The organism is Lysobacter solisilvae (genome assembly GCF_016613535.2).
GTDB classification, from domain to species: domain Bacteria; phylum Pseudomonadota; class Gammaproteobacteria; order Xanthomonadales; family Xanthomonadaceae; genus Agrilutibacter; species Agrilutibacter solisilvae.
Window position 1 is genome coordinate 114,436 of record NZ_CP071518.1, and the last position, 17,431, is coordinate 131,866.

The window sequence follows — 17,431 nt, forward strand, 5'->3', positions numbered from 1 at the left end:
CGCGGCTTTTTGCCTTCAACCCATCCATCGCGTCGTAGTCCCCGGTTCGCTTCAGGCCGGCAGCTTGAAGTCGGCGACCGAACGGCGAAGGTCCGCCGCCAGCTGCGCGAGGTTTCCGATCGACTGCGCCGTCTGGCTCGCACCCTGCGAGGTCTGCGCGGTGATCGACTGGATCGTGTTCATCGTGACGGTGATGCCCGACGCGGCGCTGGACTGCTGCTTGGCGGCCACCGAGATGCCCTGAATGAGGCCCGACAAGTCGGACGACACCTTTTCGATCTCGCCCAGCGCGGTACCCGCGTCTTCGGCCAGTCGGGCGCCGGCGACCACTTCCGAGGTCGTCTGCTCCATCGAGGACACCGCTTCGTTGGTGTCGGACTGAATCGTCTGCACCAGCGTTTCGATTCGCTTGGTCGCGTTGGACGCGCGTTCTGCCAGTCGCTGCACTTCGTCGGCCACCACCGCGAACCCGCGGCCCGCCTCACCGGCCGAGGCCGCCTGGATGGCCGCGTTCAGCGCCAGGATGTTGGTCTGCTCGGAGATGTCGTTGATCAGTTCAACGATCGAGCCGATTTCCTGCGAGCTTTCACCCAGCCGCTTGATTCGCTTCGAGGTTTCCTGGATCTGGTCGCGGATCGAGTCCATGCCGGCGATGGTCTGGCGCACGACGCCCGCGCCCTTGGTCGCGATCTGCACCGAGCGCTGGGCCACGTCGGCCGACTCGGCGGAGTTCTTCGACACCTGGTCAATGCTGGCCGCGATTTCGCTGATGCGGTCGGAGGCGGAGCTGATCTCCTGGGCCTGGTGTTCGGCGGCTTCGGCCAGGTGCATGGCGGTGGCCTGCGTTTCCTGTGCGCTGGAGGCCACCTGCACCGAGGTGTCGGTGATCGTCTGCACCAGGCTGCGCAGCTGCTCGACGGCGAAGTTGATCGAGTCGGCGATCGCGCCGGTCATGTCCTCGGTCACGGTCGCCTTCACGGTCAGGTCGCCTTCTGCGAGCGAACCCATTTCGTCCAGCAGGCGCATGATGGCCTCCTGGTTACGGTCGTTCAGTTCCTTGGTGGTCTGGTAGCGCTTCTGCTGCGCGCGGTTCAGCGAGAACAGCAGGCCGCCGATGGCGATGATCGCCGCCAGGCCCGAGAGGATCGACACCAAGGATGTGGCCGAGCGGGTTCTTGCTGGTCACCGAACCGAAGGCGGTCAGCGAGTTGAACAGCGACTGGCTCTGGCTGAGCAGCGTGTTGGATTCGTTGGTGATCGTCGACGCGGCGCCCTGGGCGGTGAACAGGTTCTTGGAACCGGCCAGGATGGCGTCCAGGTCCTTCTTCATGTCGGTCCACAGCGTCTCGGCCTGGCCGAGCGCGGCGAGCGCGCCGCCGTTGGACAGCGGGGTGATGCTCAGCGTGGCGTCGCCCTTGCGCAGGCCGGCCAGCACGTTGCCGAACACCGAGGCGTTGCGGCGCAGCTGTTCACCGGCGACCGATGCGCCCGGACCGCCGGCGCGCATCGAGGTGATGCTCTTGTCCATCGCGCCGGCCAGCACGTTCTGGCGCAGCGCCAGGTAGACCTGCGAGGCGGGCGAACCGCTGGACGACATCGCGCGGACCAGTTCGTCCAGGCGGGCCTGCAGCTGCGGCACCTTGCTGGCGAAGCTGTCGGCGTTCTGCGCCAGGCCGGTCACCGCGGCTTCCGAGGCGATGACCAGGTCGGCGTTGCGGCCCACCAGTTCCCAGGTGTTGCTGACCGTGCCGATCTCGCCCGAGACGCCCAGCTCGTTGCCGAAGCGCGAGTTGAGGTCGTTCACGTCCGAGTCCATCTGCGACTTGGTGGCCTTGAACGCGGCGTAGGCCTCCTTGTCACCGCTCACCGCCTCGGCGCCCTGCACCGCCAGGCGCTGCGAGTTCACCTGCAGTGCCGATGCCGAGGAGCTGGCGTTGGCCAGGCGTCCGCCCTTCCAGGTCGCGTAGCCGGCGTTGAGGCCGAAGATCGCCACCGAGATGCCCAGCACCGTCAACCAGGTATTGACGCCGAGACCGCGGCCTTTGGGATTCATCACAGTGCTCATGGTTCAACCTCGTTGACGATGCAGTTGCCGCGTGCGGCAGGGCAGATTCAGGACTGGCAAGCGCGGCTCAGGCCGCGGCTTGGCGGAATTCGGGTGTGCGGGCCAGCCTGTCCAGGCTGAAGATTCCCCACAGGTGTTCATCGATGCGGTAACCGCGGTCGATGAAGTGGGCATACCGTCCCTGGGCCAGTTGCGCCTGTTCCATCTGCTCACCCTCGAGCAGCTGCGGCTGGGTGAAACTGCGCTGGCCGAACAACTCGTCGATCAGCACGGCGACGTCGCCGCCGGGCTGGCGCACCAGCAGCACGCGCTGGCTTTCGTGCAGCACCGTGCGTTCGCCCTCGAGGAACTGCTTGAGGTCGACGATGGGCGGCAGGTTGCCGCGCACGTTGGCCACGCCCAGCATCCACGGCTGGGAGCCGGGCACGGGCGTGATCACGGGCAGCGGCAGGATCTCGCGGACCTCGTCGAAACCCGAGGCCAGCCGGCGGGCGCCGACGCGATAGCCCACGCCGCGCCACAGGCCGGGCGCGTCGAGCTGCTCGGGCAGGCCGGCGACGTGTTCGAGGCTGCGGCGCTCGTAGTCGGCCAGCAGATCGAACGGGCCGAGGGGCGCAGGTGCGGTCTTCTTCACTTCAATGACCCAGTACGGCGTTGATCCGGGCGATGAACTCGTCTTCGCGCGGCGGCTTGACGATGTAGTCCTTGGCGCCCTGGCGCATGCCCCAGGCCCTGTCGGTTTCCATGTCCTTGGTGCTCAGGATCAGGACCGGGATGGCGCTGGTAGCCGCGTCGCGCGACAGCGCCCGCGTGGCCTGGAAGCCGTTCATGCCGGGCAGGACCACGTCCATGATCACCAGGTCCGGCAGCTCGCGCTTGCACGCGACGATGCCGTCCTCGGCGCTGCCGGAGCTCAGGACCTCGTGGCCGTTGCGCTCCAGCAATTGAGTCAGAACCGCCGTGTCGGTCGGCGAGTCCTCTATGAGCAGGATTCTTGCCATGCGTGCCCTACCCCCCGGTCAGGCGTGTACATGTGTGCGGATTGCGTCGAGGAGTTCCTCGCGCGTGAATGGCTTGGTCAGGTACTGCTCGGAACCGACGATGCGCCCCCGGGCCTTGTCGAACAATCCGTCCTTGGACGACAGCATGATGACAGGCGTGTTCTTGAACAGGTGGTTGTTCTTGATCAGCGCACACGTCTGGTAGCCATCCAGGCGCGGCATCATGATGTCGACGAAGATGATCTGGGGTTGCTGGTCGGCGATCTTGGCCAAGGCCTCGAAGCCGTCAGTGGCGGTCACCACGTCGCAGCCCTCGCGCTTGAGCAGGGTCTCCGCAGTGCGCCGGATGGTCTTGGAATCGTCGATCACCATGACCTTCAGGCCGTCGAGGTTGCTGTTGCCGCCCTCTTGCATGCTTTCCTTCCCCATTGTGTGCGAACGCTGTGCCCCCGCACATCGCGAAGCGCCTTTATTTCAAGCCCTGCGCGGACTGTCAAGCACGGATCGTCTTTTGCGCCCATCCTGAATGTGCGGGGGTTCTCGGCTGGAGCGGCGCCTGCCGTGGTGCGTCTGGAACGTCAGGTTCCGCGGCACAAGATGACGCGGCTGCTACCATCCCCGCTCCATTTTCGACCGGCGCCACCATGCCGTTGGACATCGTCGTAGTGATGGACCCGATCGGGTCGATCAGGATCGCCAAGGACTCCACCTTCGCCATGCTGCTGGAAGGCCAGCGCCGCGGGCACCGCCTATGGTACGTCCGGCCGGGCGGCCTGGCGGTGGTCGCCGGGCGGGCCCAGGCGACCGTGGCGGCCCTGCAGGTGAAGGACGACCCGGCTGGCTGGTACACGCTGGGTGACTGGGCGCCCCGGGTGCTGGGACCGGCCGACATCGTCCTGATGCGCAAGGATCCGCCGGTCGATCCGGACTTCGTCAACGACACCCAGATCCTGGGCCTGGCCCAGCGGGCCGGCGCCCGGGTGGTCAACGACCCGCAGGGCCTGCGGGACATGAACGAGAAGCTGGCGGCCCTCGAATTCCCCCAGTGCGTGCCCGAAACGGTGGTCAGCCGCGAGGCCGCCGTCCTGAAGGCCTTCGTCCTCGAACAGGGCGAGGCCGTGCTCAAGCCGCTGGACGGCATGGGCGGGCGCTCCATCTTCCGGGTCCGCGCCGGGGACCCGAACGTCAACGTGATCCTCGAGACCCTGACCCAGGGCGGCCAGCACCTGGCCATGGCCCAGCGCTACCTCCCGGAAATCACCGAGGGCGACAAGCGCATCCTGCTGGTCAACGGCGTGCCGGTGGACTACTGCCTGGCGCGCATCCCGCAGGGCGACGAGTTCCGGGGCAACCTGGCGGCCGGCGGGAAGGGCCGGGGCCAGCCGCTGAGCGAGCGCGACCGCTGGATCGCCGCCCAGGTCGGGCCGGAGCTGGTCCGACGGGGCATGGTGTTCGTCGGCCTCGACGTGATCGGCGACTGGCTGACCGAGGTGAACGTCACCAGCCCGACCTGCATCCGCGAACTGGACGCGCAGTTCGGCCTGAACATCGCCGGCCTGCTGTTCGACGCCCTCGAGGCCGGCGCGGGGATGCCCGGGGCATGAAGCCAGCGCGTGGGCCGGGCGCCCGAACGGAGCTTCACGTCACCCCGGCGACGCCCGCCGCGGTGGCACACTCGCCGGGTCATCCCGGTGTCGTGTTCCCGCTTCCGTCCCCATGAGCACCCTTGCCGCCCAGATCCCGCCCCACCCGGGCGAGTACGCCGTCGGCGAGAACCGGCGCATCAGCGCGACCATGGTGCTGTCGGTGCTCATCCACTCGATCGTGCTGCTGGGCGTGGGCTGGGCCGTCGAAAGCGCGGCCCCGATCACGCCGACGCTGGACGTGATCCTGACCCAGACCACCTCGCCGCTCACCCAGAAGCAGGCCGATTTCCTCGCCCAGGCCACCAACCAGGGCGGCGGGGAGCACGACAAGGCCACCCGGCCGCGTGAAACCCAGTCGGGCCCGGCCCCGCAGCCGGAACCCGGCATCGCCCCGCGCACCCTGCGGGCGCAGTCGCCGGCGCCCCAGCCCGCCCCCCAGGACCGCGTCGCCAGCAGCCTGCGCGGCGAAGCCACCGTCGCCCGCGCCCAGGCGACCCCGCCCCCGGACACCCCGGTGATGCCGCGGGGCCGGGAAAAGATCGCCCGCGACATGGCGATGGCGCGGCTGGCGGCCGAGATCCACCTGCGCTCGGAGCGCTACGCCAAGCGGCCCAAGCGCAAGTTCGTCTCCGCCAGCACCCAGGAATACGCCTGGGCCACCTACCTGGCCGAATGGGTCCGCCGGGTGGAACGGGTGGGCAACCTCAACTATCCGGACGAGGCCCGCCGCCGGCGCCTGGCCGGCGCGGTGGTCATCACCATCGCCATCCGCCGCAACGGGACGGTGGAAACCGCGCAGATCGTGCAGTCCAGCGGCATCCAGCTGCTCGATTCGTCCGCCCTGCGCATCGCGCGGCTGGCCGAACCCTACGCCGCCCTGCCCCACACCGAGGAAGACCCGGACATCCTGCATGTCACCCGCACCTGGCAGTTCCTGCCGGGCGGGGAAATGATCGACGACTGAGGCGGGGTGACGCCCGGCCGGGCGGTGGCTTCCGGACTCAAGCGCTCCGGGGAGACATGCCGGCATGTGGCCGGACAGTTGCCGGATCTCTCCCGACATATCCGGGCATATGTCCGGACAGTCTCCCGAACTCTCCCGACATATCGCGGCATATGTCCGGACAGTCGCCGGAACTCTCCCGACATATGCGGGCATATGCCGGACACTCACAGGAACTCTCCCGACATATCGCGGCATATGGCTGGACAGTCTCCGGAACTCTCCCGACATATCGCGGCATATGTCCGGACAGTCTCCGGAACTCTCCCGACATATCGGGGCATATGTCCGGACAGTCGCCGGAACTCTCCCGACATGTGCGGGCATATGTCCGGACAGTCTCCCGAACTCTCCCGACATATCGGGCCATATGGCCGGACAGTCCCCGGATCGCTCCCGACCTGTGCCGGCACGTGCCCACGGAGCGTCCGGCACGTTTCAAGGAACTCCCGCCTTCCGCAGAACCGCTCAGCGGGGCCTTCGATGCCCCGGCTGACCCGGGGGAGCATTCCGGCAACTCAGAGCTTCTTCCACACCGGGCCTTCGCCCGAGCGCCAGTACACGCCCACCGCCCGGGCATAGAGCGAGCGGGCGGGGACCAGGCCGAAGAAGCGGCCGTCCAGGCTGCGGCCGCGATGGTCGCCCATCACCAGGACCTGGCCCGGCGGCAGGGTGAGGGCGAGGACATCCGGGCCACCCCCGGCATCCAGGTTGAGCTGGGCGCTGCGCGCGCCGAACCGCTCCAGGTCCGGCGCCTGCGCCGTGGACAGGGGCTGGCCGTTGATCGTCACGTGCCCGTCGAGGACGCTGACCGTGTCACCGCCGACGGCCACCACGCGCTTGATCAGCCGCTCGCCGTCGGCGGGCGACTTGAACACCACGACGTCGCCCCGGGCAGGCGCGTCGCGGGGCAGCAGGACGGTGTCGGTGAAAGGCACGCGGACGCCGTAGGCCGACATGTCCACCACCACGTGGTCGCCGGGGACCAGGGTCGGCTCCATCGAGCCGCTCGGCACCGTGTAGTGGTTGGCGAAGGACGTCCGCGCGAGAGTCAGCAACACCAGCATCAGCAGCAGCGGCCGGCCCTCGTGGCGCAGCCAGGCGCGCACGCGGCCGGGGGCAGCGCCTTCCGGGGCGTGACGGGCGGTCGGGACTTCGCGGGTCGTGGGCATTGGCAGGCTCCGGGGGCGTGGGCGTCCGCGCCCCATGCGCGGATCGTCGCCCTCCAGTTCCAGACCGGCCGGGACCGCGCCGAGTTCCCGGCTCAGCGCGAGGCGCGCAGGGCCTGCTGCTCGGCGATGGTCAGGGCGACGTTGTTGCGCAGGTAGGCCGGCTCCACGCGCTCGGGCGGCAACGCTTCGCCACGCGCGAAGGCCAGCGCCGCCAGCCGGGCGACATCGCCGGCGCGCGGCAGTGCGGCGGGGTCGATGGTGGCCAGGCGGTCGCCCAGCGTGCGCGCCAGCAGGCCGTCGGCGGCGGAAAACCCCGTGCCCACGCCGTGCCAGCGCTCACCCTGCAAGCGGCCGTCGGCTTCGGGCAATTCGACGCGCTCGGGCGCCAGTACCTGTTCGGGACCGGTGGCCACGGCGTCGCCGTCGCGCAGCTCGAAACCGGCGGCGTAGACCTCGCCCATGCGCGCGTCGATGGACGCCAGCACGCGCGGCCCCGGCGCCTGCATCGCCAGCGCGGCGAGCGTGGACACCGCCACCACCGGCCGATCCAGCGCGAAGGCGATGCCCTGCCCGATCGCCACCGCCAGGCGCACGCCGGTGAAGGCGCCGGGCCCACGGCCGATCGCGATGGCGTCCAGGTCGCCGCGGGCGACGCCGGCCCGGGCAAGCAACTCGTCCGCCCAGGGCAGCGCGAGTTCGGCGTGCCGGCGCGGCGCGAGTTCGAAGCGTTCGAGCACCTCGCCGTCCAGCCACAGGGCGACGGAACAGGCTTCGGTGGCGGTTTCGAAGGCGAGCAGTTTCATGCGCGTGCAGTATGGACCGGCGCGGTCACATGCCGGCCGCCGGTTGCCACAGCTCGATCAGCGTGCCGTCCGGATCCACCACGTACCCGAAGCGGCCCTGCTCGCTTTCCTCGAAGCGCTCCAGCACCTGGCAGCCTTCCGCGCGCAGGCCGGCGAGCGTGGCGTCGAGGTCGTCGACGCGGAAATTCAGCATGAACTCGCGCGCGCTCGGCGCGAAGTATTCGGTGCTGCCGGCGAAGGGCGAGAACACCGTGCAGGCCTCGCCCCCGGTATCGGCGCGACGCCAGGGCAGCACCGCCCCGCCCCAGGATTCCATCGGCAGGCCCAGGTGGGTGGAATACCAGTTGGCCAGGCGGGCGGGATCGGGCGACTTGAAGAACAGGCCGCCCAGCCCGTGCACGCGCGGCTTGGTCGAATCACTCATGGACGGGCTCCGCATCGAGGGGGGTGGACTCACAGTCTGGCGCAAAGAAGGCCTGCACGTCCTCGATGCGCCGGCTGCGCGGCAGCTGCGGCAGCGAGTCGAAGAACACCTTGCCGTAGGTCTTGGACAGCAGTCGCGGATCGCACAGCACCAGCACGCCGCGGTCGCGTTCGGATCGGATCAGCCGGCCGGCGCCCTGCTTGAGCGCGATGACGGCCTGCGGCAGCTGCTCGTCGCGGAACGGATTGCCGCCGTTGCGCCGGATCGCTTCGAGCCGCGCCTCGAAGACGGGGTCATCAGGCGCCGCGAACGGCAGCTTGTCGATGATCACCACGCTCAATGCCTCGCCCGCCACGTCCACGCCCTCGCGGAAGCTGGCCGCCCCGAGCAGCACGCCGTTGCCGGAAGCACGGAAACGCTCGAGCAGCACCGGTCGCGGGGCCTCGCCCTGGACGAACAGCGGCCACGGGCCGCCGCGCAGCTGCTCGGCGGCTTCGCGCAGCGCGCGGTGCGAGGCGAACAGGACGAAGGCGCGGCCGCGCGAGGCTTCCAGCACCGGCCGCAGCTTGTCGACCATGCTCTGCGTGTAATGGAAGACCCCCGGGTCGGGCAGGCCGGGGGGCAGATAGCACAGGGCCTGCTGCGGCCAGTCGAACGGACTGGGCGCGAGCAGCGTGCGCGGTTCGGCCAGCCCGAGCTTGGCGGCGTAATGATCGAAGCGTCCTTCCACGGCCAGCGTCGCCGAGGTGAACACCCAGGCGGCCTGCGAACGTTCGCGGTGTTGCGCCAGCGGTCCGGCGACGTCCAGCGGAGTGCGGCTCAGGCGGAAGCCGCGCGCCGTCAGTTCGTACCAGTGCACGCCGGTGTCTTCGCGCGCAGGCGCTGCGGTGGCGGCGGCGTCCTGCGCATCGGCGTCGGCGTCGGCGTCCGCGGAGCGCCTCGCCGCGAACGGGTCGTGTTCGGCGGTTGCCGCGGGCGCGCTCTCGGCGGCCACCGCGCCTTCCGCGCGCCAGCGCTGCAGGCGGCCGGTGAATTCCTGCGCCCGCGCGGCGCAGCCGTCGAAGCCGGGCGAGGCCTCGCGCAGGCCCAGCAGCACGCCGTGCAACTGGGCCAGCGCCGCTTCCAGCGCATCGAAGGCCTCTTCCGAAGCGGCCAGTTCCGCGGCGCGGCGGCGCGTGCCGCGCACCGGCAGTTCGTCCATCGCCGCGCGCAGGGCACGCACGGCCTGTTCGAGCTCGCGCGCCGGCCCCTGCACCGTGGCCAGCGCGCCGGCCACCTCCTTGCATTCGGCCAGCGCGTCGCGCGCCAGCTCCACCAGCGGCCGCGCACTGAGCGCCTCGCCGAAGAACTGCGCGGCCAGGTCGGGCAACTGGTGCGCCTCGTCGACCACGAAGGCCTGGGCGCCGGGCAGGATCTCGCCAAAGCCTTCCTGCTTGAGGGCGAGGTCGGCCAGCAGCAGGTGATGGTTCACCACCACCACGTCCGCCGCCTGCGCGCGCTGGCGCGCCTGCACGACGAAGCAGTCGCCGAACAGCGGGCACTCGCTGCCCAGGCAGTTGTCGGTGGTGGAGGTCACCATCGCCAGCAGCGGCGAATCCTCGGGCAGCGCTTCCAGTTCGGACAGGTCGCCCATGCGGGTGCGGCCGCTCCAGGCCACGATGCGCTGGAACTGGGCGATCTGCTCGCGGTTGGCGAACTTCGGCTCGCCCTTGGCCTGGTTGAGACGATACAGGCACAGGTAGTTGGCGCGGCCCTTGAGCAACGCGGTTTTCAGGCCACGGCCCAGCGCGTCGCGCACGCGCGGCAGGTCGCGGTGGAACAGCTGGTCCTGCAGCGCGCGCGTGCCGGTCGAGACGATGGTCTTCAACCCCGACAGCAGCGCCGGCACGAGGTAGGCGAAGGTCTTGCCGGTGCCGGTGCCGGCTTCGGCGATGAGCGTGCCGCGGGTCTCGAAGGCATCGGCGATCGCCGCCGACAGGTCCTGCTGGGCGGGGCGCGGGGCGAAGGCGTCGATGTTGCGCGCCAGGTCCCCGCCCTCGCTCAGCGCGGCGCGGCTGGCATCGGCTAATCGTCCCATCGAAGGTTCAGTACCGCTGCGGCGCGGCGACGGTACAGGCCTCGCGCTGCGCGCGCGCCTGCCTCACCTGCGCGGCGGCCTCGCCCACGCGCGCGGTGGCCTGCGCTTCGGACTCGCCGCGACGGATCACGCGGTCGTTGGCGCGCAGCAGCGCGGTCTGCAGCAGCGTTTCCCAATGCCGGCGGCACAGCGGACCGGCCGCCGAGCCCAGCGCGATGGCCTGGCGCGCGAAGCCTTCCGCGCCCGGTGCATCGCGCAGGAGCAGTGCGACCTCGGCGCGGTCCTGCAGGAGCGCGGGATCCTGCGCCTGCAGCGCGATGGCGCGGTCGAGCAGGTCGGCCGCGCCGCGGTACATGCGCTTGCCTTCCAGTTGCGCGGCCTGCTGGCGCAGGTCCTCGACCTTGGGATCACGCAGCGGCTGCACTTCCAGTTCGCCGCCCGTGGCCTGGCCGGCGGCACGCACGGTGGCGGCCAGCGCGACGCCGTCGAATGCGGCGGCGGGCGGCGTGGGCGCGGGCGCACTCGCGCAGGCAGCCAGCGCGAGGGCGGCGGCGAGCGGTATCAGCAGGGACAGGGTCGGTCGCATGGGGATCGTTTGTTCCAGGGTCCGGCGCATCACGGCTCCGGCGGCGGCGGTGGCGGCGGCGCCTGGGCGTCGTCGTCATCGTCGTCGTCGCCCAGCCCGAACCAGTCGCGCCAGCTGCGGCGCTCCTCTTCACCCTCGACAGGCTCGGCGACGGGGCACGGGCCATACGCGGGCGCAAAGCCCTTCACGAATGCGAAGCGGCGCGCACCGCCGCAACTGGCGTCGGTGCTGTGGGTGTTGATGACCCACTGCCAGTCGATGCCTTCGTCGCCGACCTTCAACGGCGCACTGGGCAGGCGGGCGAAGATCGAGGACCACACGCGCATCGCACCGGTGGCGCCGTACAGGCCGGTTTCCTTGTTCTGGTCGTTGCCGACCCACACCACGGCGAGGTGGTCGCCAGTCCAGCCGGCATACCAGCTGTCGCGGCCGTCATTGCTGGTGCCGGTCTTGCCGGCCGAGTTCAGCCGGCCCAGGCCGTCGCGCATCAGCGGCGACGCCGTGCCGCTGGTGACCGTGTGCTGGCCCGCCAGCGTGATCAGGCGCGCGGCGATCGCATCGCCTTCCTGTGCCGGCGCCGGCGCGGTGTCGTAGCGCTTCAGGGCCCGGCCGTTGGCGCCGAGCACGCCGCGCACGGCATGCAGCGGCTGGATCTCGCCGCCGCTGGCCAGGAACTGGTACAGCTGCGCCATCGCGTACGGGCTCTGGTCGACGGCGCCCAGGATCAGCGAGGGCCGCGGCTCGGCCTGGATGCCCGCCAGCGTGTGGATCAGGTCGGCGATGCGCTCGGGCGCCACCTGCATGCCCACGCGCACGGTGGCCTGGTTGTAGGACATGGCCAGGGCATCGATCAGGCGCACCGTGCCGTGGCTGCGGCCGTCGGAATTGCCCGGGTTCCAGCGCTTGCCGCGGCCCAAGTCCACCGATACGGGCGAGTCGTCGACGTAGCTGGCCAGCGAGAAGCGTTCCGGCGTGGCCAGCGCGAGCATGTACACGAAGGGCTTGAGCAGCGAGCCGACCGGCCGCTGCGCTTCCACCGCGCGGTTGAAGCCGTGCTCGGTGTGGTGGCGGCTGCCGACCACGGCCAGCACCTCGCCGTTGTGCACGTCGGTGAGCACCAGGCCGGTCTGCAGGGGCGGACGGCGCTTGCTGTCCAGGCTCTTGAGCGTGCGGGTGACCGCACCCTCGGCCAGCGCCTGCGCCGAAGGCGACATCGCGGTCATCACGCTCAGGCCGGCGGAGATCAGTTCATCGGACGGGTAGTCGCGCGCCAGCTGGCGCCGCACCAGGTCGATGTAGGCCGGGAAGCGGTTGGGCGCCAGCGTGCCCGCTTCCTTCGTCACCCCGAGCGGCGCCTTGAGCGCGGTCTGGTACTGGGCGTCGTCGATCAGCTGGGTCTCGTGGAACTCGCCGAGCGCGAAATCGCGGCGTGCGCGCGCGGCCTCGGGATTGCGGCGCGGATCGTAGGCCGACGGCCCCTTGACGATGCCCACCAGCAGCGCGATCTGCTCGGGCTTGAGGTCGGCCAGGTCGCGGCCGAAATAGAACTCGGAGGCCGCGGCCACGCCATGGATCGCCTGCGATCCGCGCTGGCCCATGTACACCTGGTTGAGATAGGCCTCCAGGATGTCGCGCTTCTCGTAGCGCGCGTCGATGATCAGGGCGTAGAGGATCTCCTTGCCCTTGCGGCGCAGCGTCTGCTCCTTGCCGATGCCGAGCAGGCCGCTGCGGGCCAGCTGCTGGGTCAGCGTGCTGGCGCCCTGGCGCCTGCCGGTGGCGCTCTTGAACGCCGCGCGGATCATGCCGGTGAAGTCGATGCCGATGTGGCTGTTGAAGTCGCGGTCCTCGACCGCCTGCAGGCCGGTGACCAGCAGCTCGGGGACTTCCTCGATGCGGACCAGGCGGCGTTCTTCCTGCTTCTGGCCGTACAGGCTCGCGATGCGCGCCGGGTCCAGGCGAGCCGCCTTGAGCGCCTGCTTCTGCCCGGCCTCGCGCACGTTGGCCACCCGCCCGCCCGACAGCGAGACCTCGAGCCGGCGCGCACGCACGGCGCCGTCGACATCGTTGAAGCCGCGGCTGGAGATGCGCCAGCGCCCGCCATCGCGCTTGTAGCTTCCCACCCGGCTGCCGTCGCCTTCGTGGTAACCGGCGGCGTCGAGTTCGGTCTTGAGCGTGCCCGCGTCCATGGCCAGGCCGGGCCGCAGCTCGAGCGGCCGCGCGTAGACACGGGTGGGGACCTGCCACTGCAGGCGTCCGAACCGCTCGGACACCTCGTGGTTGAGATAGAGCATGTAGGGGATCAGGAATCCCAGGCCCAGGCCCAGCGCGGCCAGTGTCCAGGTCACCAGCCGGCGCTTCCACTGGCCGCTGGTGGACTCGCCGTCCTGGTCGCTGTCGTCTTCGTCGTAGTCGATGGGGGTTCTGGGCATTGGGCGATATCGGGCCGGTCGGCGGAAGCGGAAGGACGCAGGGGGAATGCGACGAGGGGTGCAGCGGTGGATCGGTGAAGCCTGACGCGGTCGCGCAGGCACGTCGCGGGGACAGGCCGACGCGCAGGGCCCGGTAGGCCATCGGCCGCCCGGGTGACACAATGACGGCCGTCGACCCGGGCCCGCCGAGTCTAGCGCAGCGGGCCGGGGCCTCCCTGAGCCGTCCATCCCGGTATTCCGCCGTACCCGACCCGGGTGCGCGACCCGCAAGCGGCACGCGCGACGATGGCCGGGGCGGCTTACCGCACGCGGCCGATTGTTCCATGCTGGCGACGTCGGACGGACGCCCGGGGCGCCGGCCCCGTTCACGCTTCATTCCACGAAATTGCGGCAGGAGTTGCATGCAGGCTGATCGATGCGCATGAGCTGGACCGACCTGCGGTTCGTGCTCAACCGGGGCGCCGGCCTGGTCCGGCGCGGCCTGACCAGCCTGCGCACGCGCGGCCTGCACGCCACGTGGGCGCGCGTGACGCGCCAGTTCCGGCGCGTGCCGACGGCGCAGCGCGCCGCGCTGGAACTGCCCACGGCGCGGCCTTTCGAACCGTTCACCCTGCCCTGCAGCCACACGCCCCGGGCGAGCATCGTCATTCCGGTGTTCAACCAGTTCGCGCACACGCTGGCCTGCCTGCGCGCGATCGCGGCGCACCCTCCGCGCGCGGAGATGGAAGTGATCGTCGTCGACGACGGCTCCCGCGACGACACCGTGTCCTGCCTGTCGCAGGTGGCCGGGCTGCGCCTGCACGTGCGCGCGGCCAACGGCGGCTTCATCGCGGCCTGCAACGACGGCGCCGGCCTTGCGCGCGGGCAGTACGTGGTGTTCCTCAACAACGACACGATTCCGCAGGCCGGCTGGCTCGATGCGCTGCTGCAGACCTTCGACGACCATCCGGGCACCGGCCTGGTCGGCGCGCAGCTGCTGTATCCGGACGGACGCCTGCAGGAAGCCGGTGGCGTCGTGTTCAACGACGGCAGCGCGTGGAACTACGGCCGGCTGGAGTCACCGCTGGATCCCCGCCATGCCTGCGTGCGCGAGGCCGACTACTGCTCGGGCGCGGCCATCGCCATCGCACGCGACCTCTTCGCGCAACTGGGCGGTTTCGACACCCGCTACGCACCGGCCTACTACGAGGACACCGACCTCGCCTTCGCCGTGCGCGCCGCCGGCCTGCGCGTGCTGTACCAGCCGGCCGCGAGCGTGGTGCACCTGGAAGGCGCGACCGGCGGCACCGACACCAGCACCGGCCCCAAGGCCGCGCAGGTGCGCAACCAGCAGGTGTTCGCCGCGAAGTGGCAGGCGGTGCTGCAACGGCACCTGCCGCCGGGCGATCCGCACGCGGCCGCCTTCGGGCACGGCCAGCGGCCGACGGTGCTGGTGGTGGACGTGCTCACGCCGCAGCCGGACCGCGATTCGGGATCGCTGCGCCTGGTCAACCTGATGCGCCTGCTGCGCGAGGAAGGGGCGCACGTCGTGTTCCTCCCCGCCGATCTCGCGCATGACGGCCCGTACACGGTGGGCCTGCAGCAGCTGGGCGTCGAGGCCTGGCACGCGCCGTTCGCGCCGCGCGTGACCGCGTGGCTGGCGCAGCACGGCCATCGCTTCGACGCCGCGATCGTGTGCCGCCACTACGTGGCCCGCGATTTCCTGCCCGTGCTGCGAGCGCACGCGCCGCGCGCGACCCTGGTGTTCGACACCGTCGACCTGCACTACCTGCGCGAACGCCGCGGCGCGCAGCTGGCCGGCGACGCCGCGCTGGCCCGCACGGCCGAACGGACCCGCACGCTGGAACTGGGCGTGGTGGCCGACAGCGACATGACGTGGGTGGTGAGCGAGGTCGAGCGCGAGCTGCTGGCCACCGACGCCCCGCAGGCCCGCGTGCAGGTGCTGTCCAACCTGCACCGGGTGGCCGGCCCCGGCGCGCCCTTCGATCAGCGCCGCGACCTGGTCTTCGTGGGTGGCTTCCGCCATCCGCCGAACGTCGATGCAGTGACGTGGTTCGTGCGCGAGGTGTTCCCGCTTGTGCGCGCCCGACTGCCCGAGGTGGTGTTCCACTGCATCGGCGGCGACGTCCCGCCAGCCATCGCCGCGCTGGCCGCGCATGAGGGCGTGCGCGTGCACGGGCACGTGGCGGACATCACGCCCTACATGACCGGGGCGCGCGTGGCGCTGGCGCCGCTGCGCTATGGCGCGGGGGTGAAGGGGAAGATCAACCTGAGCATGGCCCACGGGCAGCCGGTGGTCGCCACCAGTTGCGCGGTGGAAGGCATGCACCTGCGTGCGGGCGAGGACGTCCTGGTGGCCGATGACGCGGCGGAATTCGCCGACGCCGTCGTGCGCGCCTATCGCGACCCAGCGCTGTGGGCGCAGCTGGCTGCGCAGGGCCTGCGCAACGTGGAAGCGCACTTCTCACTCGACGCCGGTCGCGCCGTGGTGCGCGAACTGGTCGCCCGCGCCGCCGCGGGGCGCGCCGCGCGCTGACGGCGCGGCGCCGGATCAGGGATCCGACACCCGCCCCTGCGCCAGCGTCGCCGCGCGCACGCGCTGGGCGAGCGGTTCCAGATCGGCGCTGCGCGGATCCAGCTTGCGCGCCAGGGCGAGCGCCTCCTGCGCTTCGACCAGTTCGCCGGCACCCAGGCGTTCATTGCCCCGCGCGATCCAGCGCCGGGCCAGCTCGCGCCGGCCTTCGCGCACGGCACCGGTGTTGCCTTCCAGCGCGCGTCGCGCGTCAAGGCACGCGCCGGCGCGGATCAGCCGGTTGCCGCTCAGGGCATCGTCGAAGCATTCGGCGGCCGCGGGCACCAGCCGCGCCATGGCGCCGCGCACGCGCGGGTCGTCGGGCGCGAGCGCGTTGGCGGCGCGCAGGCGGTCGAAGGCGCTGTCGCCCGGCGGCGTCAGCAGGTCGCCGCGCTGCTGCGCGCGCGCGGCGGCCTCGAGCAGTTCGCCCACGCGCCGGTTGCGCTGCGCGGTGGCCGGCGCGGCTGCCAATGAACGCTGCGCCTGGCGCGCGCGCGCCAGATGCTGTTGTGCCTGGGCGACGGCCGGCACTTCGTCGTCGAGCGCCGCGGTTGCGGCCTGCGCCCGGCGCAGTTCCTGCAGCGCGGACGGGAAGCGGAAGTCGGCGGCGTGGCGTTCGCTGGCCTGGGCGTGGCGGGTGGCCACCGCGACCAGGCCACGGCGCGCGGTCTGGTCGTCGGGATCCAGTTGCCGCAGCGCGTCGAATCCGCGGCGCGCCGCCGCCAGCTGCCCGGCTTCCAGCGCCGCCTGCGCGCGCGTGCGCTCGCGTTCGGCCACCCGGGCGCGGTGCTCCAGCGCATCGGGCAGGCCGACATGGCCCGGATCGGCGGATTGCACGCGGCCGATGATCGCGGCGGCGCGGGTGAACTGGCCGGCATCCAGGGCGTTCATCGCCTGCTGCAACAGGTCGGCCAGCGTGTCCTCGCGCCCCTCGAGCGCCTGCAGCCGGTCCGGCTGCAGTTCCAGCACCCGCAGGTACAGCGGCAGTGCGGCGGCGGGACCATCGTCCAGATGACCGGCCGCGCGGGCCGCCGCGGCGTCGGCGATCAGTGCGTCCAGTCCGCCCGCATCGGCCTGCGCGGCACGCAGTTGCTCGGACAGCGCGAGGATCTGCGCGCGCGGCATCGCCAGCTCCGCCGCCAGCGCAAGCAACTGCCGCGCCTGCGCGTACTGCTGCCGGGCGGCCGCGGCGCGGGCCTGGGCCAACGCCGCCTGGCCGACGCGATTGAGCCCGGCGCGCGCGTCGCTGCGGTCGGGATCCAAGGCCAGGGCCGCTTCATAGAGTTCGCGCGCGCCCGTGCCGTCGGCGGCCGTGAGGCGGCCGGCCGACAGTGCGCGCGCCGCCTGCTGGTGCAGGGCCTGCGCCCGCGTCTGCGGCCACAGCCGCTCCGACAAGGGCTGGCGGAGCGCGAACAGCAGCACGAGCAGCAGTCCAGCGGCCAGGCCGATCGGCAGCCAGGGTAGTCGCGAAACCAGGCGGCCGCGCAGATAGCGCCAGCCGGGCGCGCGACGCAGGACCGCGGCGACGTCATGCCGCCACGCGTGGGCGGCGCCTGGACCGGCAGCGCGCGGAGCCGACCGCGGCGCGGGACGCGTGGCCGTGGTCCGCGTCGGGCCGGGTCGGGTGTCCTGTGGATCCATCGCGGCCAGCAT

General features: G+C 71.3%; 12 protein-coding genes and 2 pseudogenes. 3 read left to right on the forward strand and 11 right to left on the reverse strand.

The annotated features are described in order from the left end of the window. Nucleotides 1–51: 51 nt before the first annotated feature. From I8J32_RS17420 to pilG, 4 genes and pseudogenes are all read right to left on the reverse strand, one after another. Nucleotides 52–2,065 (reverse strand): annotated as a pseudogene (locus tag I8J32_RS17420) (methyl-accepting chemotaxis protein). A gap of 67 nt (nucleotides 2,066–2,132) precedes the next feature. Continuing rightward, nucleotides 2,133–2,699 (reverse strand): chemotaxis protein CheW, encoded by a 567-nt coding sequence (locus I8J32_RS00560; RefSeq protein WP_207526705.1) that lies wholly within the window; start codon nucleotides 2,697–2,699, stop codon nucleotides 2,133–2,135. Nucleotide 2,700: 1 nt separating this feature from the next. After that, a complete protein-coding gene (locus tag I8J32_RS00565) occupies nucleotides 2,701–3,066 on the reverse strand; it encodes a response regulator (protein ID WP_207526706.1) in 366 nt (121 codons plus the stop codon). 18 nt (nucleotides 3,067–3,084) lie between these two features. Beyond that, nucleotides 3,085–3,480 (reverse strand): twitching motility response regulator PilG, encoded by a 396-nt coding sequence (gene pilG / locus I8J32_RS00570; protein WP_200614120.1) that lies wholly within the window; start codon nucleotides 3,478–3,480, stop codon nucleotides 3,085–3,087. A gap of 230 nt (nucleotides 3,481–3,710) precedes the next feature. Between pilG and gshB the strand changes: the two genes are divergently transcribed. Further along, entirely contained in the window at nucleotides 3,711–4,670 is a 960-nt protein-coding gene (gene gshB / locus I8J32_RS00575) for a glutathione synthase (RefSeq protein WP_200614121.1), read from the forward strand. 112 nt (nucleotides 4,671–4,782) lie between these two features. Continuing rightward, nucleotides 4,783–5,676, forward strand: coding sequence for an energy transducer TonB (locus I8J32_RS00580; protein ID WP_200614122.1), 894 nt, complete (start codon nucleotides 4,783–4,785; stop codon nucleotides 5,674–5,676). Nucleotides 5,677–6,233: 557 nt separating this feature from the next. Here the strand turns inward: I8J32_RS00580 and lepB are convergent. The 6 genes and pseudogenes from lepB to mrcB form a co-directional block, all read right to left on the reverse strand. Beyond that, a complete protein-coding gene (gene lepB, locus I8J32_RS00585; protein ID WP_200614123.1) occupies nucleotides 6,234–6,887 on the reverse strand; it encodes a signal peptidase I in 654 nt (217 codons plus the stop codon). Between the two features lie 92 nt (nucleotides 6,888–6,979). After that, nucleotides 6,980–7,690: a tRNA (adenosine(37)-N6)-threonylcarbamoyltransferase complex dimerization subunit type 1 TsaB gene (tsaB, locus tag I8J32_RS00590; RefSeq protein ID WP_200614125.1), complete on the reverse strand. Its 711-nt coding sequence runs from the start codon at nucleotides 7,688–7,690 to the stop codon at nucleotides 6,980–6,982. A 25-nt stretch (nucleotides 7,691–7,715) separates the two neighbouring features. After that, a complete protein-coding gene (locus I8J32_RS00595; RefSeq protein WP_200614127.1) occupies nucleotides 7,716–8,114 on the reverse strand; it encodes a VOC family protein in 399 nt (132 codons plus the stop codon). Nucleotides 8,115–8,157: 43 nt separating this feature from the next. After that, nucleotides 8,158–10,191: pseudogene (locus I8J32_RS00600) on the reverse strand (ATP-dependent DNA helicase); the annotation flags it as partial. A 7-nt stretch (nucleotides 10,192–10,198) separates the two neighbouring features. Beyond that, entirely contained in the window at nucleotides 10,199–10,777 is a 579-nt protein-coding gene (locus I8J32_RS00605; RefSeq protein ID WP_207526707.1) for a hypothetical protein, read from the reverse strand. Between the two features lie 29 nt (nucleotides 10,778–10,806). Continuing rightward, nucleotides 10,807–13,206, reverse strand: a complete 2,400-nt coding sequence (gene mrcB, locus I8J32_RS00610; protein ID WP_200614133.1) for a penicillin-binding protein 1B — start codon at nucleotides 13,204–13,206, stop codon at nucleotides 10,807–10,809. A 415-nt stretch (nucleotides 13,207–13,621) separates the two neighbouring features. Between mrcB and I8J32_RS00615 the strand changes: the two genes are divergently transcribed. Beyond that, on the forward strand, nucleotides 13,622–15,742 hold the full coding sequence (locus I8J32_RS00615) for a glycosyltransferase (RefSeq protein WP_200614134.1): 2,121 nt from the start codon (nucleotides 13,622–13,624) through the stop codon (nucleotides 15,740–15,742). Nucleotides 15,743–15,757: 15 nt separating this feature from the next. Here the strand turns inward: I8J32_RS00615 and I8J32_RS00620 are convergent, their stop codons facing one another. Then, entirely contained in the window at nucleotides 15,758–17,419 is a 1,662-nt protein-coding gene (locus I8J32_RS00620; RefSeq protein WP_200614136.1) for a hypothetical protein, read from the reverse strand. Nucleotides 17,420–17,431 lie beyond the last annotated feature (12 nt).

Excerpts from the sequence above, each read along its gene's own strand:
- mrcB (WP_200614133.1), bottom strand. The coding sequence starts at position 13,206 with ATGCCCAGAACCCCCATCGACTACGACGAAGACGACAGCGACCAGGAC.
- I8J32_RS00580 (WP_200614122.1), top strand. The coding sequence starts at position 4,783 with ATGAGCACCCTTGCCGCCCAGATCCCGCCCCACCCGGGCGAGTACGCC.
- lepB (WP_200614123.1), bottom strand. The coding sequence starts at position 6,887 with ATGCCCACGACCCGCGAAGTCCCGACCGCCCGTCACGCCCCGGAAGGC.
- I8J32_RS00620 (WP_200614136.1), bottom strand. The coding sequence starts at position 17,419 with ATGGATCCACAGGACACCCGACCCGGCCCGACGCGGACCACGGCCACG.
- pilG (WP_200614120.1), bottom strand. The coding sequence starts at position 3,480 with ATGCAAGAGGGCGGCAACAGCAACCTCGACGGCCTGAAGGTCATGGTG.
- I8J32_RS00595 (WP_200614127.1), bottom strand. The coding sequence starts at position 8,114 with ATGAGTGATTCGACCAAGCCGCGCGTGCACGGGCTGGGCGGCCTGTTC.
- gshB (WP_200614121.1), top strand. The coding sequence starts at position 3,711 with ATGCCGTTGGACATCGTCGTAGTGATGGACCCGATCGGGTCGATCAGG.
- I8J32_RS00605 (WP_207526707.1), bottom strand. The coding sequence starts at position 10,777 with ATGCGACCGACCCTGTCCCTGCTGATACCGCTCGCCGCCGCCCTCGCG.
- I8J32_RS00615 (WP_200614134.1), top strand. The coding sequence starts at position 13,622 with ATGCGCATGAGCTGGACCGACCTGCGGTTCGTGCTCAACCGGGGCGCC.
- tsaB (WP_200614125.1), bottom strand. The coding sequence starts at position 7,690 with ATGAAACTGCTCGCCTTCGAAACCGCCACCGAAGCCTGTTCCGTCGCC.
- I8J32_RS00565 (WP_207526706.1), bottom strand. The coding sequence starts at position 3,066 with ATGGCAAGAATCCTGCTCATAGAGGACTCGCCGACCGACACGGCGGTT.